The sequence below is a fragment of the Nocardioides insulae DSM 17944 genome (genome assembly GCF_000422825.1).
Classification (GTDB): Bacteria; Actinomycetota; Actinomycetes; order Propionibacteriales; family Nocardioidaceae; genus Nocardioides; species Nocardioides insulae.
On sequence record NZ_AUGU01000013.1, the window covers coordinates 78,194 to 103,158 of the forward strand.

The window sequence follows — 24,965 nt, forward strand, 5'->3', positions numbered from 1 at the left end:
GGTTTGTCGTGTTGTCAAGGCCCCGGTCGGGGACCGGGCTCGATCGCCGTCGCGCGGGCAGCGCGCGGCGAGCACCCAGGGGAACGGCGGCCAAGTCTAGTGGCGCCGGTACGCCGTCACCTAGTCGCCAGTCGTCGGCGCCGGTCTTCGGCGCCAGCCGTCGGCCGGCTCAGCCGGCGTCGGCGATGGTCTCCAGGGCCATCCGGTAGCCCTCCAGCCCCTCACCCTCGATGACCCGCACGGCGTGCGGGGTCACCACCGAGGTGTGCCGGAACTCCTCGGGTCGCTTGGACGGGGCGCTGATGTGGATCTCCACCAGGGGCGCCTCCAGTTGGGCGCAGGCGTCGTAGAGGGCGTAGGAGTAATGGGTCCAGGCCCCGGCATTGAGCACCACGGGGGTGGCCTCGTCGGCCGCGCCGTTGAGCCAGTCGATCATCGTGCCCTCGTGGTTGGTCTGGCGCACCTCGACCTCGAGGTCGAGCGGCTTCCCCCACTCCACGCAGAGCGCCGCCAATTGGGCGTAGGTGACGGTGCCGTAGATCTCCGGCTGCCGGCGACCCAGACGACCGAGGTTGGGGCCGTTGAGGACCAGGACCTTGCGTGCGCTCATCGCTTCTCCGTCTCGTGGGGAGCGAGGGCGTCGAACGCCGCCCGCAACGTCTCCTCGGGGGGACCTGCCAGGATCGTGGGCCGGGCCAGTCCGTCGAGCACGACGAAGCGTAGCTGGTCACCACGGGCCTTCTTGTCGACCCTCATGATCTCCAGGAGAGCCCCGAACTCCGGCCCCTCGAACGACGTCGGCAGGCCGACCCGGCCGAGCACCGCGCGGTGCCGATCGGCCAGGTCGTCGTCGATCCGGCCGGTGAGCCGGGCCAGCTCGGCGACGTAGACACAGCCCAGGGCGACCGCCTCGCCGTGCCGGACGGCGTACCCGGAGTCGCGCTCGATGGCATGGGCGAGGGTGTGGCCGTAGTTGAGCGCCTCCCGGCCGGGGTGCCCGCCGAGGCCGCCGGTCTCGCGCAGGTCGTCGACCACGACGTCGATCTTGACCGCGACCGCCCGCCGGACCAGTTCGGCCAGCACCGGCGAGTCGCCGGTGAGGGTCGCGGGGTCGGTCTCCTCGATCAGCCGCAGGATCTCCGGGTCGGCGATGAAGCCGCACTTGACCACCTCACCCAGCCCCGCGACCAGCTCCTCGCGCGGCAGGGTGTCGAGCCGCGCCAGGTCGCACAGCACCCCGGCGGGTTCGTGGAAGGCGCCCACCAGGTTCTTGCCGGCACCGGTGTTGACGCCGGTCTTGCCTCCGACCGCGGCATCGACCATGGCGAGCAGCGTGGTCGGCACGTGCACGACCCGTACGCCGCGCAGCCAGGTCGCCGCGACGAAACCGCCGAGGTCGGTGGTGGCCCCACCGCCGAAGGTGACCACCGCGTCGGAGCGGGTGAACCCCTTCTCCCCCAGAGCCTCCCAGCAGCCGTGCGCCACCTCGGCGGTCTTGGCCGCCTCCCCCTCGGGGAGTCCCAGCCCGAGCACGTCGTAGTGCGGCACCAGCTGCTCGAGCAAGGACTCCGCCTGCTCGGCCAGTTCCCCGGCGTAGAGGAGGGCGACCCGCTGGACGCCCTCGCCGAGCAGGCCGGGCAGTTCCGCGGCGAGGTCGCGGCCGATCAGGACGTCGTAGGGCGAGGCACCGCCGACGTGCAGTCGGGTGGGCTCAGTGGTCGTCACGGGGAAGCTCCTTCTCGATCGCATCGGCCACCTCGCCCGGTCCGAGACCGTCGGTGTCGACGATCACGGTGGCGGTGGCCTCGTAGATGGGGGCGCGCTCGTCGAGCAGTTGCTTGATCCGGCCGCGCACGTTGCCCAGCAGCAGCGGTCGGCCCGATTCCAGGCCGACCCGCTTGACCGCGTCGGACAGGCCGACGCGCAGCATGACGACGTCGTGTCCGACCAGTCGTTCCTGCGTGCTGGGGTCGAGCACGGCTCCGCCGCCGAGGGACAGCACCCCCTCGTGCTCCGCGAGCGCCACCGCGACGGCGTCCCGCTCCCGCTCCCGGAAGGCGGCCTCGCCCTCCTCGACGAAGATGTCCTGGACCGTCTTGCCGGCGGCTGCCTCGATGTCTAGGTCGGTGTCGCGCAGGGTGACGCCCCAGCGCTGGGCCAGGATCCGTCCGACGGTCGTCTTGCCCGCCCCCATCGGACCGATCAGCACGGCCCGCGGTCGGGCTCCGGTGGGGCTGCTCACTGGTATCGCAGGTTCGCGAGGTAGCTCTCGGCGTTGCGCCTGGTCTCGGCGACCGAGTCACCACCGAACTTCTCCACGACCGCCTCGGCGAGCACGAGCGCGACCATCGCTTCTGCGACGATGCCGGCCGCCGGGACCGCACACACGTCGGAGCGCTGGTGGTGCGCCGCGGTCTCCTCGCCGGTCGCGACGTCGACGGTGCGCAGCGCCCGCGGGACGGTCGCGATCGGCTTCATCCCGGCGCGCACGCGCAGCACCTCCCCGGTGGACATGCCGCCCTCGGTGCCGCCGGAGCGTCCGCTCGCCCGCCGCAGGCCGTCGGGGGTGGTCACGATCTCGTCGTGCGCCTGGCTGCCCGGCGTGGCCGCGAGTTCGAACCCGTCGCCCACCTCGACACCCTTGATCGCCTGGATGCCCATCAACGCGCCGGCGAGCCGGGCGTCGAGCCGGCGGTCCCAGTGCACGTGGCTGCCCAGCCCCACCGGCAGGCCGTGGACGACGACCTCGACCACGCCACCGAGGGTGTCCCCGTCCTTGTGCGCCTGGTCGATCCGGTCCACCATCCGCTGGGAGGACTCGGGGTCCAGGCACCGCACCGGGTCCTCGTCGAGGCGCGCGACATCGTCACCGGTCGGGAGCTCCTTACCCGTCGTGCGCACGCCGCCGAGCTCGATGACGTGCGACACCACCCGGGCGCCGACGGTCTGCTCGAGGAACTTCACCGCCACCGCGCCGAGGGCGACGCGGGCCGCGGTCTCCCGCGCCGAGGCGCGCTCAAGGATCGGGCGGGCGTCCTCGAAGTCATACTTCTGCATGCCGGCCAGGTCGGCGTGCCCCGGGCGAGGGCGGGTGAGCGGGGCATTGCGGGCCTGTCCGGCGAGCACGTCCGCGTCGACCGGGTCGGCGGCCATCACGGTCTCCCACTTCGGCCACTCGGTGTTGGCGACCTGGATCGCCACCGGGCCGCCCTGGGTCTCACCGTGGCGAACGCCGCCAACGACGGTCACCTGGTCCTGCTCGAACTTCATCCGCGCGCCGCGGCCGTAGCCCAGCCTGCGGCGAGCGAGCGCCTCGTCGATGTCGGCCGTGGTGATCCGGACGTGGGCCGGAAGGCCCTCGAGGATCGCGACCAGGGAGGGACCATGGGACTCGCCCGCAGTGAGCCAACGCAGCATGTCGACCATCCTCCCATCCGGCCTTCGTCGGGCCGTACGCCGGTCGGTTCCGCGAGACGAACCGCCGACTCAGCCGATGAGCGTGGCGAGCCAGGGCGTCAGGAACAGAGCCAGCCACGCCCCCGCCAACAGGTGCGGCCCGAACGCATGGTGGCGGCGCAGCGAGCCGCGCCCGCGCACGGTCAACGCGCCGGCCAACCCGACCACCGCCATCAGCACGAAGCCGGTGTAGAGGCCGATCACCAGCTCTGCCCACCCGAACCAGCCGAGCAGGAAGCCCAGCGACGCCGAGAGCCGGACATCGCCGTACCCCAGTCCGGAGGGCCAGGCGAACCAGAGCAGGAAGAAGAGTGCGAACGCCGCCGCCAGCCCCAACAACGCACGCACCAGGTCCTCGGTCCGGCCGGTGAGCAGGGCGGCGACGCTGCCGGTGAGCACCAGGGCGAGGGTGGCCGGGATGATCAGCCGCCTGGGCAACAGGTGCCGGCGCGCGTCCACGATCCCGAGGACGAGGCCGAGCGGGACGAGCGGGGTCCACCACAGCAGCGCGAGCTGCTCGCCATCGCGTCCCAGCCGCCAGGCGAGGACCCCGGCCAGCACGGCCGATCCGCCCATCACGACCGGTCTCAGCCACGGCAGCCCGGCGAGGGTCTGGTAGCTGTCCCGGGGCCCGGGACCCTCATCTCTCGTCGTGCCCGCGATACTCCCGTTTCCCCCCTCACCCGAGGCGCTCCCGGCGCCCCCTGCGTAGGTGGCCGACCCTGCGTCCACGGGGTCCACGGCGGCCCCGGTCCCGCCCGGCTCGGTGCTCGACCCTGCGCTCGGCTCTGGAGTCGGTTCTGAGCTCGGCTCTGGAGTCGGCTCGGGCAGCCGGCCGATCACCGCCGGCGCGGTGGCTCCGAGCGCCGCCGCGAGGACGGCGCAGCCCACCACGAGCAGCCAGAGCGGCACGGCGCTAGACGCGGGCCGACAACGCTCGCCGACCGGCGGCCCGCATCGCCTCGAGCGGGGCGGTGGTGCCGGTGAAGAGTTCGAACTGGCGCACCGCCTGATGGATGAGCAGGTCGAGGCCGGAGACGATCACGGTGTCGTCGGTCGTGGACAGCGCGGCCACCAGCGGGGTGGGCCACGGGTCGTAGACCACCTCGAAGAGCGCCGGGACGCCGGTCCAGCGGGCGACCAGATCCTCGGTCTGGGCGGCGGCCGGGACGGTGGAGATCAGCAGATCCGTCTCCCCCGCCCAGGCCAGCTGCTCGAGGCCCACCCGCGGGGCCGCGGGATGGGCCGCGATGGTCGCGACCGTCTCCCCCGCCCGTTCGGCGTCACGGGCGAGCACGGTGATCCGCCGGGCGCCGAGCTCGACCATCGCCAGGGCGGTGGAGGCGGCCGTCGCCCCCGCGCCGATCACGCTCACGCGATCGACACGACCGGAGTACCGCTCACGGACGGCGTCCACCGCGCCGGGCAGGTCGGTGTTGTCCGCGAACCAGCCCCCGTCCTCGCGGACCAGGGTGTTGGCCCCGCCGGCGAGCCGGGCGGCCGGCGACACCCGGTCGGCCAGCTGGAGCGCCTCCCGCTTGAGCGGCATGGTGACCGAGAGCCCCCGGAACTCCTCGGCGTGCGCGGCCAGGAACCCGGTCAACTCCCCCGCCCCGACCCGGTGAGCGTCGTACTCCCAGGCCAGCCGGTTCTCGGCGTAGCCGGCCCGGTGCAGGGCCGGGGAGAGCGAATGTGCGATCGGGTCGCCCAGCACGGCGCAGCGGGTCAGCACACGTCCCCCTCGTCACCCGTGCAGTTCTCGGCCTGCCAGTCGCGCAGTTCGGCGACGTAGTCGTCGAACTCCTCGCCGTTCTCGGCGAACTTGGTCTCGCCGCTGGCCAGGTCGACCGTCACGTAGTAGTACCAGTCGCCCTGGGTCGGGTTGAGCGCGGCCTCGATGGCGGCGTCGCCGGGCGAGTTGATCGGCCCGGGCGGGAGGCCGGCGTAGAGGAAGGTGTTGTACGGCGAGTCGGTGGTCTCCCGCTCCTCCTGGGTGAGGCCGACGGTGAGCGGGCGGTCCAGCGCATAGTCCACCGTGGCGTCGATCTGCAGTCGCCCGCCGGTGCCCTCGACGCTGGGGTTCTCGATCCGGTTGTAGATGACCCGGGCGATCTTGGCCATGTCGGCCGGGGTCTTCCCCTCCGACTGCACCAGGCTGGCGACGGTCATGATCTCCTGCGGCGTGTAGCCCTCGGAGACCTGTCCGGCCCGACTCTCGAGCTCGTGCTCCTGGGACGCCTGCCACCAGCGGTCCACCATCCCGGTGACGATGTCCACCGGCTTCTCCCTGGGCCCGATGTCGTAGGTCGCCGGGAAGAGATAGCCCTCCGGATCACCGCCCGCGTAGCGGGGCAGCCCGATGTCCGGGTTCTTCAGCGCCTTTCGGAACTGCTTCTCGGTGTAGTCGGTGCCCTTGGCCAACCGCGACACCACGTCGTCGACCCGGAGGCCCTCGGGAATGGTGAGGGCGTTGCTGATCCGGTTGGACGGATCGGTCAGTACGTCGAGCGCGTCGGCGGCCGCCATCTGGTGTCGCATCTCGTAGAGGCCGACCTGGATGTTGGCCGATTCCGGGTTGGCGTTCGCGACGGAGATGAAGGCGTCCACGGAGGCCACGACGTCCTCGTCGGCCAGCGTGCGGCCGATCTCCGCGGCGGTGTCGCCCGGCTCGACCTCGATGGTGACCTGTCCAGTGCCCGGGCCGGGGTAGTCGTCGGCGCTGTCACCGAGCAGGCCGGAGAGGGCGTCGACACCCTTGTCTGCGGCCCACCAGGCGCCGCCGGCCAGGACGGCGAGCGCGACCAGGATCGCCAGACAGCCCGGCAGGTGGCGGCGCTTGCGCGCCGCGCGCCGACGACCGGGTGCGTTGCCGCCGTTGACCAGCGCACCGGTGAGGGGGTGATCCACATCGGCCTCCGCGGGGGTGGGACCGGGCGTGGACTCGGGATGCTGCTCGCTCAAACTCTCAGACCTCGACGATCTCTCCAGGCGCATCCCCCGAAGCGCGTTCCGTGTCCAGTGCGTGCTGCAGGATGAACACCGCCGCGGCCTGGTCGACGACCGCACGGCGCTGCGCGCCCTTCCGTCCTTGCTCGCGCAGCATAGCCTCAGCGGAGACGGTGGTCAGGCGTTCATCGACGAGTCGCACCGGCAGCGGGGCGACCCGGCGGGCGAGCTTGGCGGCGAACTCCCGGACCTTGACCGTGGCAGGGTTCTCCCCGCCCTTGAGCGACCGGGGCAGGCCGACGACGACCTCCGTGACCAGGCTCTCCTCGGCGATCTCGCCCAGGATCTGATGGATCCGGGCGAGGTCGCCACGTCCCCGCTTCACCGTCTCCACGGGCGTGGCCAGGAAACCGGTGGGGTCGGATCTGGCCACCCCGATCCTGGCATCACCGGGATCGATGCCGAGACGTACGCCGGATCGCACGATGGTCTCCTGTCGCTGCTCGGGTCGCTGCTCGGGTCGCTGGCGGGTGGGACGCGGGTCGGGGCGGTCAGCCGCGACCGACCAGGCCGGGCACCAGCCCGAGAGCCTCGTCGATCCGGCCGACCTCGGAGCCGCCGCCCTGGGCCATGTCGTCCTTGCCGCCGCCCTTGCCGCCCAGCACCGGACCCAGTTCGCGCAGCAGGGCGTTGGCCGAGAGCCCTCGTGCACGGGCGGCCTCGTTGGTCGCAGTGACCAGGGACACCTTGCCGCCGCCGTCGCCGATGACCACGACGACCGCGGGTCGGTCGCCCTGGAAGCGGCCGCGGACGTCGGTGGCGAGGGTGCGGACGTCGCCGCCCGCGGCACCGCTCGCGCGGTGGGCCACCACGGCCACGCCCTCGACATCGACGGCCTGCTCGGCGATCCGCCCGGCGGCGGCCAGCAGCTGCGCGGTGCGGGCTCGCTCGACCTCCTTCTCGGCCGCTCGGAGCCTCTCGACCAGGTCGCTCACCCGGCCGACCAGGTCATCGGGCTGGGTCTTGAGCAGACCGGTGAGCTGGTCCACGACATCGCGTTCGCGGGCGAGGTAGGCGAAGCCCTCGACGCCGGTGAACGCCTCGATCCGTCGGCTGCCGGAGCCCACCGACGACTCGCCGGTCACGACCACGGTGCCGATCTGGCTGGCGTGTTCGACGTGGGTGCCGCCGCACAGCTCACGGCTCCACGGGCCGCCGATCTCGACCACGCGCACCTTGGACTGGTCGTAGGTCTCGCCGAAGAGGGCGATCGCGCCCCAGTCCTTGGCCTGCGGGAGCGTCATGTACTGCCAGGAGACCGGGAGGTCCTCGCGCAGCGCGCGGTTGGAGATCTCCTCCAGTTCGCGCAGCTGTCCCGGCGTGAGCGCGGTGGTCCAACCGAAGTCGAGCCGCAGGTAGCCGGGCCGGTTGAACGAACCGGACTGGAGCGCGGTGGGGCCGAGCACCTCGCGCAGCGCCGCGTGGACGACGTGGGTGCCCGAGTGCGCCTGCCGGGCACCGATCCGCCACTCCGGGTCGACCTGGGCGTGCAGCTGATGTCCGTGCGCGGCCGCGGGGGTGAACTCGCCGTCGACGACCCGGACCTGGTGCACCACCAGTCCCTTCACCGGCCGTTGGACGTCGAGGACCTCCAGCCGCCCGCCTTCGAACTCGATGATCCCGGCGTCGGGCGACTGACCGCCCGACTCGGCGTAGAACGGCGTACGGTCGAGGATCAGCTCGCCGATCTCGTCGTACCCCAGGGAGTCGACCGACCGACCCTCGCGCAGCAGTGCCACCGGGCTGGACTCGGTCTCGAGGGTCTCGTAGGCGAGCCAGTCGGTGGGACCGTGCGTGTCGAGGATCCCCCGATAGACCGAGAGGTCGGCGTGCTGCCCCTTCTTGGCGCGGGCGTCGGCCTTGGCCCGCTCACGCTGCTCGGCCATCAGCGACCGGAAGCCGGGTTCGTCGACGCTCAGCCCGGCCTCGGCGGCCATCTCCAGGGTGAGGTCGATCGGGAAGCCGTAGGTGTCGTGCAGCTTGAAGGCCTGGTCGCCGGAGAGGCGGTTCTCCCCGGACCGCTTGAGGTCGCCCGCGGCGAGGTCGAAGATCTGGGTGCCGGACTGGAGGGTCTTGCGGAAGGCCTCCTCCTCCGCCAGCGCGACCCGGGAGATCCGCTCCCAGTCGGAGTGCAGTTCGGTGTAGGTCGCACCCATCCGGTCCCGCGAGACGGGGAACAGCTCGGGCAGTGCGGGGTCCTCGTAGCCGAGCAGCCGGACGTTGCGCACCGCGCGGCGCAGCAGCCGGCGCAGCACGTAGCCGCGGCCCTCGTTGCCCGGCGTGACACCGTCGCTGATCAGCATCATCGAGGAGCGGACGTGGTCGGCCACCACCCGGAAGCGGACGTCGTCCCCGTGGTCGGCGCCGTACTTCTTGCCGGTGAGGGCCTCGGTGTGCTCGATCACCGGGAACATCACGTCGGTCTCGTACATGTTGTTCTTGCCCTGGAGCAGGTAGGCGACCCGCTCCAGGCCCATGCCGGTGTCGATGTTCTTGCTGGGCAACTGCCCGGCGATGTCGAAGTCGCTCTTGCTCCGGACCGCGGAGAGCTCGTCCTGCATGAACACCAGGTTCCAGAACTCCAGGTAGCGGTCACCGGCGTCCCAGTCACGCTCGGCGCCGTACTCGGGACCGCGGTCGATGAGGATCTCCGAGCAGGGTCCACCGGGCCCGGGCACCCCCATCGACCAGTAGTTCTCCTTGGGAGGCAGACGCACGATCCGGTCGTCGGGCAGGCCGGTGATCCTCTTCCACAGTGCGACCGCCTCCTCGTCCCCGATCAGCACGCTGGGGTAGAGGACCGACTCGTCCAGGCCGAAGCCGCCGTCGGCCTGGGACTTGGTGACCAGCTCCCAGGCCAGCTCGATGGCGCCCTGCTTGAAGTAGTCGCCGAAGGAGAAGTTGCCGCACATCTCGAAGAAGGTGCCGTGTCGAGTGGTCTTGCCGACCTCCTCGATGTCGGGGGTGCGGATGCACTTCTGCACGCTGGTCGCCCGGGGGAACGGCGGGGTGGCCTGGCCGAGCAGGTAGGGCTTGAACGGCACCATGCCGGCGTTGACGAACAGCAGGTTGGGGTCGTCCAGGAGCAGGGAGGCCGACGGTACGGCGGTGTGTGCGCCCACCGAGGTGTTCTGCTCGAAGTGGGCGATGAACCGGCGCCGGATCTCCGCGGTGTCCATCAGTCGGTGCCTTCCTGTTCCAGCTGGTGACCGGTCGACCTGGTGTCGCCGGCGAGGGGGGTGATCGGGGATGTGTCGTGATCGGGGTGCGCGCGGGCGGCGAGCTGCCGGTCCACGCGAGGGTCTGGTCGCAGCGCGAGCCGCTCGCGCAACTCGTGCTCCTTCTCGGCGGAGCCGACGGCGATCTCCTCGCGCAGCATCCGGGCGCCCACCCCGAGCGCCTGCAGCCGGTCCCGGAGCCCGTTCGGGCTCACCGACTCGGCCGCGCGTCGCCCGCGGATCATCGCATAGATGCCGGCCCCGGCGCCCGCCGCGAACCACAGCGCCCGGCTCATGGCGTGCTCCCGGCCGTGGACGGCGCCGGGGTCTCGCCGACGGTGCGGGCGGGCGGCGGCTCCTGATCGGGCGCCACGTCGCGGCGGTGGCGCGCGCGATACTCCCGCAGCGCCTCCTTGACCTCCACCTTGCGTGCCTTGCGGCGGCGGCGCAGTTCGCGCCTCATCTCCAGCCGGACCCGGTCCAGCGACTCGGGCCGCAGCGCCCGGCGTACGCCGTGCGCCGCCGAGGCCGAGCGCACCAGCGTCTCGCGCATGAGCACGTCGGCGAAGGCGGGCCCGCTCAGCCGGGCCGGGGCCGTTGCGGCCCGCTCGGCAGGGACCGGCTCCTCACCGAGCCGGGTGATCACGCTGATCTGCTCCTGGCCATGTGACCGCTGCTGCGACCGCTGCTGTGACCGGCCCCCGGACCCGTCACCGCTCGTCGTCCTGCCCGCGGACCGGTCTGCCGCAGCAGGTGGGGCCTCCCGGGGCTCCGCGAGCTGCCGGTGCAGGTCGTCGAGCCGAGCCTCGAGCTGGGCCGTGCGAGCGCGGTCCCGGCGCCGGGCGCGCCTCGCCGGGAGGGCTCCGAGCAGCACCCCGAGCACCAGTGCGACCGCGAGCGCCACCACGATGATCAGTGGGGAGGTGATGGGGTCGCTCATGACGGACGAGCCTATCGCCTGGCCACCCGGCCGACGCCAGGCACCCGGGTCCCCGGACGCGCCCTCCGCGAACTGCTCGGCCGGGCTGTCGGTGACCGAGCGATCGGGCCTTCAGCCGCGGCGAGGGGCCTCTCCGCGGATGATCCGGCGCACACGCTCCCAGCGCTCCTGCACGCCGGCCTCCGCGCCGTGGCTGGTGGGCCGGTAGTACGCCGCGTCCGAGAGCTCGTCGGGGAGGTACTGCTGCTCGGCGATGCCGAACGGCTCGTCATGGGCGTACTTGTAGCTCGACCCGTGGCCCAGCTTCTTCGCGCCCGAGTAGTGGGCGTCGCGCAGGTGCGGCGGGACCTGCCCGATCCTGCCCGCACGGACGTCGCCGAGGGCATCGGAGATCGCGGTGGTGATCGCATTCGACTTGGGGGCAACGGCCAGCGCAACCGTGGCGTGGGCGAGGGTGAGCTGGGCCTCCGGCATCCCGATGAGCTGGACCGTCTGTGCGGCCGCGACCGCGGTCTGCAGCGCGGACGGGTCGGCCAGCCCGATGTCCTCGCTGGCGAGGATCATCAGCCGCCGAGCGATGAAGCGGGGGTCTTCGCCGGCCTCGATCATCCGGGCCAGGTAGTGCAGGGCGGCGTCGGCGTCCGACCCGCGCACCGACTTGATGAAGGCGCTGACCACGTCGTAGTGCTGGTCGCCCTGCCGGTCGTAACGCACGGCCGCCCGATCGACCGCCCGCTCGGCCGCCGCCAGCGTGATCACCTCGCGCGGCTCACCGCGGGCCCGCTCACCCTCCTCGGATTCCTCGGATTCCTCGGTCTCCTCAGTCGGGTCGGCCTCCTCGGTCCGCTCCACCGTCTCGGCGGCGCCCGCGGCGGCCTCGAGATAGGTGAGCGCCCGTCGGGCGTCGCCACCGGCCAACCGGACGAGGTGTTCGAGCGCCTCCTCCTCGAGGTCGTAGGCCGCGGCCAGCCCGCGCTCGTCGGCCAGCGCGCGCTCCAGGACCGCGCGCACGTCGGCGTCGGTCAGCGACTCCAGCCGCAGCAAAAGGCTGCGCGAGAGCAACGGACTGATCACCGAGAAGAACGGGTTCTCGGTCGTGGCGGCCACCAGGGTGACCCAGCGGTTCTCCACCCCGGGAAGCAGCGCGTCCTGTTGGGCCTTGCTGAACCGGTGGACCTCGTCGACGAACAGCACCGTCTCCGAGCCGGTCCGCACCAGCCGAGACCTGGCCTCGTCGATCGCAGCCCGGACCTCCTTCACACCTGCCGACACCGCCGAGGCCTCGACGAAGCGCCGCTCGGTCTGCCGGCTCACGATCGAGGCGATGGTGGTCTTGCCGGTGCCCGGCGGCCCCCACAGCAGCAGGGACAGCGACCGGTCCCCCTCGATCAACTGGTGCAGCGGGGACCCGGGCGCCTTGAGTTGGTCCTGCCCGAAGAGTTCGTCCAGGGTGCGCGGCCGCATCCGGACCGCGAGCGGCGCCGCGGCGTGCCCGGCGTCCGCCAGCGAACCGGTCGACCCGGACCTGCCCGGTCCCTCCCCCGGCGTACTCATCTCGAACAGGCCCTCGGCACTCACCCGTGCAGCCTACGAGACCCGCACGCCGCCGCCCGCGTGCGCACCCCCACGGGACGACGAGGCGGGTGGCACGGCGATGCCGGCCACCCGCCTACGTCGCTCTCGGAGCGATCAGGCCTTGCCGCCCATGGTGTTGTTGGCCAGGTCGAACCAGGTGTCGGAGTATCCGGATCCGACCGAGAGCTCGGCGGCGGGACCCGCGGCCGGGTCGGGGAGACCGGTCGAGTCCACGCCGAGCAGACCCGGGGTGACCGGCTTGCTCGGGTGCTGGCCGAGCTCGCCGGGGAAGTGGCAGGCGACCTTGTGCTTGGGACCGATCTGGAGCAGCGGCGGCTCGACCCGGGCACAGATCTCCTGGGCCAGCGGGCACCGGGTGCGGAAGCGGCAGCCGGACGGCGGGTTGATCGGCGAGGGCACGTCCCCCTGCAACCGGATCCGCTCCCGTCTGCCGCCCACCTGGGCCTGCTTCACGTCGGGTACGGCGGAGAGCAGCGCCTGGGTGTAGGGGTGGTGCGGGCGCGAGTAGAGGGTGTCCCGGTCGGCGATCTCCACGATCTTGCCGAGGTACATCACCGCGATCTCGGGACAGAAGTGCCGCACCACCGCGAGGTCGTGGGCGATGAAGAGGAACGCGATGCCGAACTCGTCCTGGAGTTCCTGGAGCAGGTTGATCACCTGGGCCTGGATGGAGACGTCCAGCGCGGAGACCGGCTCGTCGGCGACCAGCAGCTTGGGCTGGAGGGTCAGCGCCCGGGCGATGCCGATGCGCTGCCGCTGACCGCCGGAGAACTCGTGCGGGTAGCGGTTGTAGTGCTCCGGATTGAGGCCGACGATCTCGAGCAGCTCCTGCACCCGCGGGAGGATCTTGGACTTCGGCACGATCCCGTGGATCGCCAGGGGTGCCCCGATGATCGAGCCGACGGTGTGCCTGGGGTTCAGCGAGGTGTAGGGATCCTGGAAGATCATCTGGATGTCGCGGCGCAGCGGCTTGAGCTTGCCGGCCGAGACCTTGGCGATGTCCTTGCCCTCGAAGTCGATGGTCCCGCCGGTCGGCTCGTGCAGCCGGGTGATCAGCCGGCCGGTGGTGGACTTCCCGCACCCCGACTCGCCGACCAGGCCGAGGGACTGGCCCGGCTGGACCCGGAAGGAGACCCCGTCGACCGCCTGGACGTGACCGACGGTGCGCCGGAACAACCCGGAGGACTTCACCGGGAAGTACATCTTCAGGTTGGTGACGTCGAGGATCGGCCTGTCCTCGGCCGCCGATGCAGCGGTCGGCTCGTTGGCCAGCTTGGTGCTCACTTGTCCTCCACCCCCGTGTCGGTGCCCTGCTCGGCAGGGGTCTGGGTCTGCGCGTTCTGTTCCAGGGCCGCCAGGTCCGGCGCGATCTCGGGCAGGATCTCGGTCGCGTAGATCTGATCGGGGTCGGCCAGGTGGCACCGCTTGAGGTGGTGGGGGCCGCGGCTGCCCGGCACCAGCTCGGGAAGCTCGGTACGGCAGCGGTCGCCGGGCACCTTGTCCCGGTGCGCGCAGCGCGGGTTGAACGCACACCCCTTCGGTGGGCTCAGCAGGCTGGGCGGGCTGCCCGGGATCGGCACCAGCTTGGCGTCCACATCACCGGTGACCTCGGGCACGCTGGAGAGCAGGCCCCAGGTGTAGGGCATCTCGGGGTGGGTGAGGATCTCCCGGCAGGGGCCGTACTCGACTGCCTTGCCGGCGTACATGACCAGGACGTCGTCGGCCATCTCCGCGACCACGCCGAGGTCGTGGGTGATGATCATGATCGCGGAGTTGAACTCCTTCTGCAGGTCCTGGAGGAGATCCAGGATCTGCGCCTGCACGGTCACATCGAGCGCCGTGGTCGGTTCGTCGGCGATCAGCAGGCTGGGGTTGTTGACCAGGCCCATCGCGATCATCGCGCGCTGCCGCATGCCGCCGGAGAACTGGTGCGGGTAGTCGTCGACGCGGCGGTCCGGCTGCGGGATGCCGACCCGGTCGAGCATCTCGATCGCGCGGGTGCGGGCGGCCTTCTTGCTGACATCGTTGTGGACCCGGTAGGCCTCGACGATCTGGTTGCCGACCGAGTAGTACGGGTGCATCGCGGAGAGCGGATCCTGGAAGATCATCGCGACGTCGCGGCCACGCTTGCGCCGCATCTCCTCGTCGCTGATCTTGAGCAGATCCTCGTCCTCGAGCAGGATCTCGCCGCTGACCATCGCCCGGGTCTTGCGGTGCAGTCCGAGGATGGTGGACGTGGACACGGACTTGCCCGAACCGGACTCGCCGACGATCCCGAGGGTCTGGCCGCGCTCGAGGTCGAAGGAGAGGCCGTCGGTCGCCTTGACGATGCCATCCTGGGTCGGGAAGTGGACGCGGAGGTCGCGTACCGACAAGAAGCTGGACACAGGGACTCTCTCTCAGCCGACCCGGACGCGGGGATCGATGAAGGCGTACAGGATGTCGACGATGATGTTGGCGATGATGACGATCGAGCCGAGCAGCAGCACCAGGCCGATCAGCACCGGCAGGTCGAAGGTGGCGTTGGCCGTCACCGCGAGTTTCCCGAGGCCGTTGTAGTTGAACACGGTCTCGGTGATGACCGCGCCGCCGAGCACGGCCGCGAAGTCCAGGCCGGCCATGGTCACCAGCGGGGTGAGCGAGGCCCGCAGCGAGTGCTTGAACAGCACTCTGCGGCCGGCCAGTCCCTTGGCCCGGGCGGTGCGTACGTAGTCCTCGCTCATCGACTCCAGGACGAAGGCGCGCGTCATCCGGATGTACCCGGCCATGAACAGCAGCGCCAGCGTGAGCCCGGGCAGGAAGAGGTTGAGTGCCCACTCCCCGACCCCGCCCTCGGCGATCGGGGTGTATTCGGGGAAGGGGAACAGCCCCCATTTGAGCGAGACGTAACGGATCAGGAAGGTGCCGATGAAGAAGGACGGGAACGCGTAGGCGACCAGCGCCAGGGCGACGATGCCGCGGTCGAGCGGCGAACCTCTGGTGACCGCGGCGAGCACTCCGAGCAAGATGCCGCCGAGCAGCCACATGATGATCGCCGCCACCGCAAGCGATGCGGAGACGGGGAACGCCTCGCTGATCGACTCGTTGACGGTCTTGTTGTTGTAGACCGAGTAGCCCAGGCAGGGCGCTGCGCACTCGGTGATCTGGTCCTCGTTCATGGTGGCGCGGAGCTCGGGGTCGACGGGGTACTCCCGGCCCACCACCAGGCCCTTCATGAACTGGCCCCACTGGACCATCACGGGCTGGTCGTACCCGAGGCTCTTGCGGGCCATCTCGCGGGTGTTCTCGTCACAGCTCTTGCCGCAGGCGTAGCGGGCCGGGTCGACCGGCGAGGCGAAGAAGAGCAGGAACGTCACCAGGCTCATGACGATCACCATCACGAGGCCGATGAAGCATCGGCGGATGACGTAGCCAAGCATGTGCAACCACCTTCGGTGGGATCAAACGGTGACCGGGGCGGGGTGGGTTCCCGGTCCGTGGGCGGGTGTGGTGGGTCGTACGGCGTTCGGCCGGTGCCCACCCAGGACCGGGCGGACGCGGTGCGCCCGCCCGGTCGGGTGATCAGCCGGTGTGGCCGGAGGCCTCACCGATCAGATCGGATGGTTCAGTTGGAGACGCCGATGGCACCCAGGTCGGGGAAGCCGTTGGACGCCGTGGTGGTGGTGAATTCGGTGACCTTGGATCCGTACATGAAGTTGAAGATCGAGATCTCCAACGGGATGTAGGCGGTGTCCTCGCCCAGGATCTTGTCGCCCTCCTGCAGCGCCGTGGTCTGCTCGTCGATCTCGGTCGCGGTCTGGGCAGCGTGCACCTGCTCCTCGAACGCGTCGCTGCTGTAGGCGCCGTAGTTGTTGCCGTTGCTGCTCGCGGAGAGGTTGACCTTCGAGAACAGCGGCGGGGTCACGGTGATGGCGGAGGGCCAGTCAGCACCCCAGCCGGCCCAGTAGACGTCCATGTCGGTGTTCGGCTTCTGGATGATGTCGTAGTAGGTGTCACCGAGCGGGTTGAGGGTGGTCTTGAAACCGGCCTCGTCCCAGGTCGCCTTCAGCGCTGCGGCCTGCTTGTCCGCCGTGTCGGTCTGCTGGTACGCGTAGGTGATCTCGACGGGGGTCTGGACACCCGACTTCTGGAGCAGCTCCTTGGCCGCCTCGACGTCACCCGAGCTCGAGCCCTCGAAGGCCGGGTTCGGCTGCGAGCCGGTCACCGCGGGGTTCACGATGGTGTCGGCGGGGATGTAGGCGTGCTCGCCACCGCCGGCCTGGATGTAGGCGTCCTGGTTGGTCGCCGCGGCCAGGGCCTTGCGGACGTCGGGGTTCTGCATCGTCGGGGACTTGAAGTTCGGCACCAGGTAGTCGACGTAGGGCGACTCGACGGTGACCACGCGGTCCTCGACGCTCGGGTTGCCGCTGTCGAAGACCTGGCTGTAGTAGGCCGGGGGCACTCGGCGCTCGGTGACGGCGTTCTGCGCGTCACCCGAGTCGGCGATCAGCTGGTCGTAGGCGACCTCGGCGGTGTTGCCCAGCTTGAAGACGATCTCGTCGGGCAGCGCGCGGCGGATGTTCTCCGGGTCGTCGGTGGCGGGGTCGTACTCCGGGTTGCGGACCAGCTTGCCACCGGACGCCTTGTTCCACTCGCCGTCGAGCATGTAGGGGCCGCTGGCGAAGATCTGGAAGTTGGACTTGTCGCCCTTGTCCATCGACTCCTTGAACGGGTCCATCATGTGCAGCGCGGAGATGGCCAGCGGGAAGTCCGGCCACGGCTTGCTGAAGTGGTAGGTGATGGTCTGCCCGTCGCAGGTGACGGCCTTGTCGAAGAACTCCTGGCCCTCCCCGCTGTAGGGGCCCTTGTAGACCGACGCACCGGTCTTCGGGTCGGTGGGGACGTCGAGGTAGGCGATCAGGTAGTTCGGGCCGCCGGTGATGACGTCCTGCGCGAACACCCGGGAGGCGCCGTACTTGAAGTCCTCACAGGTGATCTCGGAGCCGTCCTGCCAGGTGACGCCGTCCTTGACCGTGAAGGACCACTCGGTGGAGTCCTCGTTGGCGGTGCCGGTGTCGGTGGCCAGGTCGGCGACCGGCGTGTTGGACACGTCCGGGTCATCCGAGATCGGGAAGGTCACCAGCGTGCGGTAGACGGTCCGGCTCAGGTTGCTGATGTCACGCCCGACGTAGACGCGCTGCGGGTCGAGGTGCTCGATCGGGGCGTCGATCAGGTAGTTGAGGGTGCCGCCCTCGGTCGCCTCGGTCGACCCCGACGAGTCGTCGGAATCGCTCCCGCCGCCACACGCGGCGAGGGCAACCGTGAGCGCGGCCGCGGCACTGATCGCCAGTGCGCGCTTCCGGTAGTTGGCCATTGCTTCTCCTTGGGTGTGTGACGCGCCGGGATCCGGCGGCACTGTCGACGACGCCGTGCCGTCGAGGTTGTTGGGTTGTGTGCGAGGCGCCCGAGAAACGCCGCGCGTCAGCGCGAACTCTTGGGGTCGAGCGCGTCTCTCAGACCGTCCCCGAGGAGGTTGAACGAGACGACGATGATGCAGATCAGGAACGCGGGGGCGAAGAAGTAGACGAAGTCGGACTCCGCGTAGAGCAGCGAGTCGCGCAGGATGTTGCCGAGCGTGGGTGTCGGCGGCTTGATGCTCACCCCGAGGTAGGACAGGGCGGCCTCGGCGGAGATGTAGGCCGGCATGGTCAGCGTGAAGGTGACCAGCACCGGCGCCCACAGGTTGGGGAGCAGCTCCTTGAAGTAGATCCGGAGCTTGCTGGCCCCCAGCAGTTGCGCCGCGTCGACGAACTCGCGCTCCCGGATGGAGAGGACCTGCCCGCGGATGATGCGGGCGATGCTGGGCCAGCCGAAGAGCCCGAGCACGAGGACGACGTAGAGTCCCTGGGCGATGTTGCCCTCGGGCACGTGCAGGTAATCGGTCAGGAACGCGACCGCGAGCGAGGAGAGCGCCAGCAGCATCAGGGTCTGAGGGAAGCTCAGGGTGAGGTCGATCGCGCGGCCGATCAGCATGTCGACCCAGCCGCGGCTGAAGCCCGCGACGATGCCGAGCACCACACCGAGGGTCATCGCGACGATGGTGGCCAACAGCGAGATCGCCAGCGAGAAGGTGATGCCGTACCACAGCCGCGACATGAGGTCCCAGCCCGTGCCGGGCACGATCCCCAGCGGGTGGTCGGCGCTGATGCCGCCGAAGTCGCCCTTGGGCAGGGTGTTGGCGTCCAGCAGGTCCTGGTTGAGCGTGTAGGGGTCGATCACCCCGAACTTGACCATGAACGGCGCCAGGATGGCCATGAGCAGATAGATCACGACGATCACCATCGAGACCATCGAGAGCTTGTCCTTGCGGAACCGCTCGGCGGCCAGTCGCATCGGCGACTTGCCGGCCACCTTCTGGGCCGCGCCCTCGTCCGGCTCGGCCGGCTCAGGCAGCTGCTCCCCTTCCAGGGCGCTCAGCGTGCTGGACATGTCACCTCGTGTTCCTACAGTTCGACGGGCTCGGTGATGCCTCGTGGGCGTCGCCGGTCGAGCGTCGAGTTCAACGCCGTGATGACTTTAAGTGACGGAGAACCCGACAGCGGTCACACCGGAATAACGATCTGGTCTCATCACGTGGACGATCGTGGCCGAACCGAGACCTCCCCGGTATCCAGCGGCCGAGGATGACAGAACGACAACACCGGACGAACGCGGCAACGAGCCTGCCGACACAGCAACGCCCGCCGGGCCGCTCGAGATGACTCGACGGGCCGGCGGGCGGCTGAGGCGGCAGGTCAGGCGTGTCAGGCCTCGGCAGGCTCCTTCACCTCGGGGACCGCGTCGACACCGGCCTCCTTGCGCTGCTGCGCGGTGATCGGTGCGGGGGCCGCGGTGAGCGGGTCGAAGCCGCCACCGGACTTCGGGAAGGCGATCACATCCCGGATCGACTCGGTGCGAGCCAGCATCGCGACGATGCGGTCCATGCCGACCGCGATGCCGCCGTGCGGCGGCGCGCCGTACTTGAACGCCTCGAGCAGGAAGCCGAACTTCTCCTCGGCCTGATCCCGACTGATCCCCATCACCTCGAAGACCCGCTTCTGGATGTCCTCACGGTGGATACGGATCGAGCCGCCGCCCAACTCGGTGCCGTTGCACACGATGTCGTAGGCGTAGGCCAGGGCGCTGCCGGGGTCGGTGTCGAAGGTGTCCTCGAACTCCGGCTTGGGGCCGGTGAAGGCGTGGTGGACCGCGGTCCAGGCACCGGCGCCGACGGCGACGTCACCGGAGGCGACCGCCTCGTCGGCGGGCTCGAACATCGGGGCGTCGACCACCCAGGTGAAGGCGAACGCGTCCTCGTCGATGAGGCCGTTGCGCTGGCCGATCTCCAGGCGGGCGGCACCGAGCAGGGCGCGGCTGGACTTCGGGTTGCCCGCGCCGAAGAAGATGCAGTCGCCGGGAGCCGCACCGACGTGTGCGGCCAGGCCGGCCTTCTCCTCCTCGGTGATGTTCTTCGCGACCGGGCCGGTGAGGGAGCCGCCCTCCTGGACCAGCACATAGGCCAGCCCGCGGGCGCCGCGCTGCTTGGCCCACTCCTGCCAGGCGTCGAGCTGCCGGCGGGGCTGGCTAGCTCCACCCGGCATGACCACGGCACCGACGTACGGCGCCTGGAAGACCCGGAAGGGGGTGTCCTTGAAATACTCGGTGCACTCGACCAACTCCAGACCCATCCGGAGGTCGGGCTTGTCGGATCCGTAGAGGCGCATCGCGTCGGCGTAGGTCATCCGCGGGATCGGACGCGGGATCTCGACACCGATCAGCTGCCACATCTGGGCCAGCACGTCCTCCATGAGGGCGATGACGTCCTCCTGGTCGACGAAGCTCATCTCGATGTCGAGCTGGGTGAACTCCGGCTGCCGGTCGGCCCGGAAGTCCTCATCGCGGTAGCAGCGGGCGATCTGGTAGTAGCGCTCCATGCCGCCGACCATCAGCAGCTGCTTGAACAGCTGCGGGCTCTGCGGCAGGGCGTACCAGCTGCCCGGGTGGAGACGGGCGGGTACGACGAAGTCGCGGGCGCCCTCGGGCGTGGAACGGGTCAGGGTCGGGGTCTCGATCTCGACGAAGTCATGGCGGTCCAAGACGTCGCGGGCGGCCTTGTTCACCTTGCTGCGCAGGCGGATCGCGGCCGCCGGCCCCGGCCGGCGCAGGTCGAGGTAGCGGTGCCTGAGACGGGCCTCCTCCCCCACCTCGACGTGCTCGTCGACAGGGAATGGCAGCGGTGCAGCAGCGTTGAGCACCTCGAGCTCGGTGACGGTCACCTCGACCTCGCCGGTGGCGAGGTTGGGGTTGACGTTCTCCGGCGTCCGCGCGATCACCTCGCCGGTCACCTTGATGCAGAACTCGTTGCGCAGCGAGTGCGCGATCGCCTCGTCGCGGATGACCACCTGGACAACGCCGCTGGCCTCACGGAGGTCGATGAAGGCGACCCCGCCGTGATCGCGCCGGCGGTCCACCCACCCGGCGAGGGTGACGGACTGGCCGACGTGCTCGGCGCGCAGGGCGCCGGCGTCATGGGTGCGGATCACGGGTGCTGCTCCTTGGAGGTGGTGTGGCTGTTGCTGTTGCTGTGGCTGTGGTCATCGGAGGTGGCGCCGGCCCCGGCGGCCGAGGCATGGGAGATGCGCGGCCGGAGATCCTCGACCGGGGGGCTCCACAGGGCCGGATCGGCGGCGGCCTGGTCGCCGGAACGGATGTCCTTGACCTCGTGGGCCGCATCGCGCACGAACCAGACGTACGGGATGCCGCGTCGCTCGGCGTAACGGATCTGCTTGCCGAACTTCGCCGGGCTGGGCGCGACCTCGCAGGGGATCTCGCGGCCGCGCAGGGCCGTGGCGACGGCCTCGGCCTCGGGGCGGGACTCCTCGTCGTTGAGGGCCACCAGGACGACACTGGGCACCGACCGGTCGGCGGTGAGCACGCCCTTGCCGATCAGCGGCACCAGCAGCCGGCTCACCCCCAGAGAGATGCCGACGCCCGGGTACGTCGTGCGGCCGTCGGTGGCGAGCGCGTCGTACCGGCCGCCCGAGCAGATCGAGCCGAGCGACTCGTAGCCGTCCAGCCGGGTCTCGAAGACCGTGCCGGTGTAGTAGTCGAGCCCACGCGCGATCTTGAGGTCAGCCTCGACCCGGGTGCGGTCGGTGGTGAGATCGGCGCACCCGCGGATCAGGGCGGCCAGTTCCTCCAGGCCCTCGTCGAGCAGCTCGTGCTCGACCCCGAGGTCGCGCACCTTCGCCACGAACGAGTCGTCCGGCGTGCTGATCGAGGCCAGCGCCAGACAGGAGTCGGCCTGTGCCTCGGTCAGGCCGGCCTCGGCGACCAGCAGGCGGCGTACCTCCGCCTCGGGCAGCTTGTCGAGCTTGTCGATCAGCCGCATGACCTCGTCGATGTCCGGGGCTCCGAGACCGGTGTAGAAGCCCTGGATGAGCTTGCGGTTGTTGACCTGCAGGCGGATCCCCGGCAGACCCAGCAGCTCCGGCCCGGCCAGCCGGGACAGGGCGTCGAGCATTACGCGGGTGACCTCGACGTCGTGGTGGAAGGGCAGCGTGTCGCGCCCGACGATGTCGATGTCGGCCTGGGTGAACTCCCGGAAGCGTCCCTCCTGGGGCCGTTCGCCGCGCCAGACCTTCTGGATCTGGTAGCGGCGGAAGGGGAAGTCGAGCTTGCCGGCGTTCTCCAGGACGTAACGCGCGAACGGGACGGTCAGGTCGAAGTGCAGGCCGATGCCCTTGTCCTTGCCGGCGTCCTCCTCCTGGAGTCGGCGCAGCAGGTAGACCTCCTTGGAGGTCTCACCCTTGCGGAGCAGCTGGTCCAGCGGCTCGACCGCCCGGGTCTCGATGCCGGCGAAACCATGCAGTTCGAACGTGCGGGCCAAGCTGGCCAGCACCTGCTGCTCGACGACGCGCTCGGCCGGCAGGAACTCGGGGAACCCGCTGAGGCGGGTGGGCTTGCTCATTCACAGACCTCGGGTGTTCGGCTGTTGCCGCGGCGCGCCGTCGGGCAGGGCGGCGAGATCCTCGGCGAGGGACAGCAGGAAGGGGTTGGTGGCGCGCTCGGCGCCCACGGACGTCTGCTCACCGTGGCCGGGGAGGACCACGATGTCGTCGGGCAGCGGCAGCAGCTTGGTGGCCAGGCTCCGCAGCATCGTCGGATGGTCGCCGCCCGGGAGGTCGGTGCGGCCGATGGAACCCGCGAAGAGGAAGTCTCCGGAGAACATCACCTCCGACACGTCCGGTACGTCGGGGTACGGCGTACGGAAGGTCACCGACCCCTCGGTGTGTCCCGGGGTGTGATCGACGACGAAGCTCAGCCCGGCGATCTCGAGCCGCTGGGCATCGGAGAGCTCCTGGACGTCGTCCGGCTCCGCCCAGGTGTAGTCACCACCGAGCAGCATCCGGCTCGACTCGGCCGACATGCCGGCCATCGGATCGCTCAGCAGATGCCGGTCGCGTGGGTGGATCCACGCGGTCGCGTCGTAGGTGCCCGCGACCGGGGCCACCGACCACATGTGATCGATGTGCCCGTGGGTGACCAGCACGGCGACCGGCTTGAGCCGATGCTCGCGGATCACCTCGGCCACCCCGTCGGCGGAGTCCTTGCCCGGATCGATGACGACGCACTCGCTGCCCGGGCCGGTCGCGGCCACGTAGCAGTTGGTGCCCCACGGGCCTGCGGGGAAACCTGCGATCAACACCGGTGAAGCCTATCGAGGGTGCTGCCCATCCGTCTCATCGGTTCCTCTGGCCCGCTCGCCGGATCCTCTGACTACGATAGGCGCCTGCGCGCGAATGATGACGCGGGGCAGCGTGACCACCACCGATGAGGACAGGACCACACCAGTGACGAGCGAGCAGTGGGGCCGGGTCGATGAGGACGGCACCGTCTACGTGAAGACTGCGGACGGCGAGCGATCCGTCGGTCAGTACCCAGAGGGCACTCCCGAGGAAGCACTGCACTTCTTCACCGAACGCTACGACGCCCTCGCCTTCGAGGTCGAACTGCTGGAGAAGCGGGTGCACGCCGCCAAGCTGACCCCGGAGGAGGCCGCCACTTCGGTCAAGACCGTGCGCGAGCAGGTCGTCGATGCCAACGCGGTCGGTGACCTGGCCGCCCTCACCGCCCGCCTCGACGCCCTCACCCCGCTCATCGCCACCCAGCGCGAAGCCCGCAAGGCCGAACGCGCGGCCCGCAACGCGGAGGCACGCGAGGAGAAGGAGAAGGTCGTCGCCGAGGCCGAGCGTCTGGCCACCGGCAACGACTGGCGACACGGTGCCAACCGGTTGCGCGAACTCCTCGACAAGTGGAAGTCGCTCCCCCGCATCGACCGCAGCGCGGACGACGCCCTGTGGCGACGCTTCTCCACCGCCCGCACCGCCTACACCCGCCGTCGCAAGGCGCACTTCGCCGAACTCAACGAGAAGCGTGACAGCGCCCGCGCGGTCAAGGAGCGCCTGGTCGTCGAGGCCGAGGGGATGGCCGACTCCACCGACTGGGGCGCCACCGCTGCGGCGTACCGCGACCTGATGCGCCAGTGGAAGGCCGCCGGGCCGGCCCCCAAGGAGGTCGACGACAAGCTCTGGAAGCGGTTCCGCGGCGCCCAGGACGTCTTCTTCGGCGCTCGTGACGCCGCCAATGCCGAGATCGACGCCGAGTACGCCGCCAACGCCGAGGTGAAGGAGGGGATCCTGGTCGAGGCCGAGGCCCTCCTCCCCCAGCTCGAGGCCGAGGACGCCGACCTGACCGCGATCAAGGCCTCCTTCCGCGACCTTGCCGACCGCTGGGACGAGGCCGGCAAGGTCCCCCGCGACCGGATGCGCGAACTCGAGGGGCGGATGCGCAAGGTCGAGCAGGCGATCAAGTCGCTCGAGGACGAGCAGTGGCGCCGCACCGACCCGGAGAAGTCGGCCCGTGCCGACGACATGGTGAGCAAGCTCGAGGCCGCCATCGCCGAGGTCGAGGCCGACCTGGCCAAGGCCCGCGCGGCCGGTGACCCCAAGCGGATCGCCTCCCTGGAGGACAACCTCGCCTCCCGCCAGCAGTTCCTCGAGATGGCCCGTCGCGCCTCTGCCGACTTCTCCTGATCGGGGTCGTCTCGGCTGAACGTTTCACCGGTTCACCGGGGAAAGTGGCGCTACCCAGCCGAAAAATCGGCCAGGTAGCGCCACTTTTGCCTGGGTCACGTGACAGGAGAGACTGCTGGTCTACCGGTGTGCTCGCTTGGCCCGCCCGGCAGCCACCGAGGCGATCAGGTTCCGGATCCGCCGTTCGAGCTCCCGGGGATTCGCAAGATCCGCCCAGGTGATGCGAAGACAGCGCCGACGCGTGGGACAGCACCACCGGCGTCCGCGCCTGCCGATACGCCGCCCGAGAGGTGACGGCGAACCTCTCCTCACGAGCGAGTGACCGCCAGACTGCGCCGTCCACGTATGCGCCGTGGCGGGGACGCGCGAGTTCACCGGATCGCAGAGCGCGGGCCAGTCTGCCCGGCGAATGTCCTTCAGCGAGCAGTTCCCTGCGGAGGACGATCGGGACGAGGCACGGTGAGTCGTCGGAAATGGCCATGGCGTTCTGATTCCCGGCCTGCAGCGTTTCAGACGGGCGCGACCCGGGCTGTGCATAACTCCACCCGACGACGTACCTACCCGGCCGAAAGTGTCGCTACCTGGCCGAAAAGTCGGCCGGGTAGCGCACCTTTCCCCGGTTCACCGGGGAAACGT

The 24,965-nt window shown here is 70.3% G+C and carries 21 protein-coding genes and 1 pseudogene; 1 reads left to right on the plus strand and 21 read right to left on the minus strand.

The window, feature by feature from the left end:
* Positions 1-169: 169 nt before the first annotated feature.
* The 20 genes from G515_RS0101000 to G515_RS0101095 all read right to left on the minus strand — a co-directional run bounded on the left by G515_RS0101000 (position 170) and on the right by G515_RS0101095 (position 22,942).
* Entirely contained in the window at positions 170-610 is a 441-nt protein-coding gene (locus tag G515_RS0101000) for a type II 3-dehydroquinate dehydratase (protein WP_028658633.1), read from the minus strand.
* Positions 607-1,725 (minus strand): 3-dehydroquinate synthase, encoded by a 1,119-nt coding sequence (aroB, locus tag G515_RS0101005; RefSeq protein ID WP_028658634.1) that lies wholly within the window; start codon positions 1,723-1,725, stop codon positions 607-609. Before aroB ends, G515_RS0101000 begins: the two co-directional genes overlap by 4 nt.
* A complete protein-coding gene (locus G515_RS0101010; RefSeq protein ID WP_036553728.1) occupies positions 1,712-2,242 on the minus strand; it encodes a shikimate kinase in 531 nt (176 codons plus the stop codon). Before G515_RS0101010 ends, aroB begins: the two co-directional genes overlap by 14 nt.
* The gene (gene aroC / locus G515_RS0101015) at positions 2,239-3,417 is read right to left on the minus strand and encodes a chorismate synthase (protein ID WP_028658636.1); all 1,179 of its coding nucleotides are present in this window, start codon (positions 3,415-3,417) and stop codon (positions 2,239-2,241) included. Before aroC ends, G515_RS0101010 begins: the two co-directional genes overlap by 4 nt.
* A gap of 69 nt (positions 3,418-3,486) precedes the next feature.
* Complete coding sequence (locus G515_RS18875) at positions 3,487-4,032, minus strand: prepilin peptidase (protein ID WP_051217708.1); 546 nt, start codon at positions 4,030-4,032, stop codon at positions 3,487-3,489.
* Between the two features lie 340 nt (positions 4,033-4,372).
* Positions 4,373-5,188 carry a shikimate dehydrogenase gene (locus tag G515_RS0101025; protein ID WP_245565125.1) on the minus strand — a complete coding sequence of 272 codons (816 nt, stop codon included), beginning with the start codon at positions 5,186-5,188 and terminating at the stop codon, positions 4,373-4,375.
* A complete protein-coding gene (gene mltG, locus G515_RS18880; RefSeq protein ID WP_051217709.1) occupies positions 5,182-6,417 on the minus strand; it encodes an endolytic transglycosylase MltG in 1,236 nt (411 codons plus the stop codon). The genes G515_RS0101025 and mltG overlap by 7 nt, the downstream gene beginning before the upstream one ends.
* 4 nt (positions 6,418-6,421) lie before the next feature.
* A complete protein-coding gene (gene ruvX, locus G515_RS0101035) occupies positions 6,422-6,886 on the minus strand; it encodes a Holliday junction resolvase RuvX (protein ID WP_028658638.1) in 465 nt (154 codons plus the stop codon).
* A 67-nt stretch (positions 6,887-6,953) separates the two neighbouring features.
* Positions 6,954-9,641, minus strand: a complete 2,688-nt coding sequence (alaS, locus tag G515_RS0101040) for an alanine--tRNA ligase (RefSeq protein ID WP_028658639.1) — start codon at positions 9,639-9,641, stop codon at positions 6,954-6,956.
* Entirely contained in the window at positions 9,641-9,976 is a 336-nt protein-coding gene (locus tag G515_RS23570) for a DUF6167 family protein (RefSeq protein ID WP_051217710.1), read from the minus strand. The genes alaS and G515_RS23570 overlap by 1 nt, the downstream gene beginning before the upstream one ends.
* Positions 9,973-10,620: a hypothetical protein gene (locus G515_RS0101050; protein WP_028658640.1), complete on the minus strand. Its 648-nt coding sequence runs from the start codon at positions 10,618-10,620 to the stop codon at positions 9,973-9,975. Before G515_RS0101050 ends, G515_RS23570 begins: the two co-directional genes overlap by 4 nt.
* A gap of 111 nt (positions 10,621-10,731) precedes the next feature.
* A complete protein-coding gene (locus tag G515_RS0101055; protein ID WP_084653049.1) occupies positions 10,732-12,174 on the minus strand; it encodes a replication-associated recombination protein A in 1,443 nt (480 codons plus the stop codon).
* Between the two features lie 135 nt (positions 12,175-12,309).
* On the minus strand, positions 12,310-13,419 hold the full coding sequence (locus G515_RS0101060) for an ABC transporter ATP-binding protein (RefSeq protein ID WP_211220932.1): 1,110 nt from the start codon (positions 13,417-13,419) through the stop codon (positions 12,310-12,312).
* A gap of 77 nt (positions 13,420-13,496) precedes the next feature.
* A complete protein-coding gene (locus G515_RS18890) occupies positions 13,497-14,603 on the minus strand; it encodes an ABC transporter ATP-binding protein (RefSeq protein WP_051217711.1) in 1,107 nt (368 codons plus the stop codon).
* Positions 14,604-14,615: 12 nt separating this feature from the next.
* A complete protein-coding gene (locus tag G515_RS0101070) occupies positions 14,616-15,635 on the minus strand; it encodes an ABC transporter permease (RefSeq protein WP_028658643.1) in 1,020 nt (339 codons plus the stop codon).
* 185 nt (positions 15,636-15,820) lie between these two features.
* The gene (locus G515_RS0101075) at positions 15,821-17,569 is read right to left on the minus strand and encodes an ABC transporter substrate-binding protein (protein ID WP_028658644.1); all 1,749 of its coding nucleotides are present in this window, start codon (positions 17,567-17,569) and stop codon (positions 15,821-15,823) included.
* Between the two features lie 107 nt (positions 17,570-17,676).
* Positions 17,677-18,684 (minus strand): ABC transporter permease, encoded by a 1,008-nt coding sequence (locus G515_RS0101080; protein WP_028658645.1) that lies wholly within the window; start codon positions 18,682-18,684, stop codon positions 17,677-17,679.
* A gap of 314 nt (positions 18,685-18,998) precedes the next feature.
* A complete protein-coding gene (aspS, locus tag G515_RS0101085) occupies positions 18,999-20,777 on the minus strand; it encodes an aspartate--tRNA ligase (RefSeq protein ID WP_028658646.1) in 1,779 nt (592 codons plus the stop codon).
* Positions 20,774-22,204: a histidine--tRNA ligase gene (hisS, locus tag G515_RS18895; protein WP_084652903.1), complete on the minus strand. Its 1,431-nt coding sequence runs from the start codon at positions 22,202-22,204 to the stop codon at positions 20,774-20,776. The genes aspS and hisS overlap by 4 nt, the downstream gene beginning before the upstream one ends.
* Positions 22,205-22,942: an MBL fold metallo-hydrolase gene (locus tag G515_RS0101095; protein WP_028658647.1), complete on the minus strand. Its 738-nt coding sequence runs from the start codon at positions 22,940-22,942 to the stop codon at positions 22,205-22,207. It lies immediately after the preceding gene.
* A gap of 145 nt (positions 22,943-23,087) precedes the next feature.
* Between G515_RS0101095 and G515_RS0101100 the strand changes: the two genes are divergently transcribed.
* Positions 23,088-24,329, plus strand: a complete 1,242-nt coding sequence (locus G515_RS0101100; RefSeq protein ID WP_028658648.1) for a DUF349 domain-containing protein — start codon at positions 23,088-23,090, stop codon at positions 24,327-24,329.
* Positions 24,330-24,681: 352 nt separating this feature from the next.
* Here the strand turns inward: G515_RS0101100 and G515_RS23995 are convergent.
* A pseudogene (locus G515_RS23995) lies at positions 24,682-24,810 on the minus strand (hypothetical protein); the annotation flags it as partial.
* Positions 24,811-24,965 lie beyond the last annotated feature (155 nt).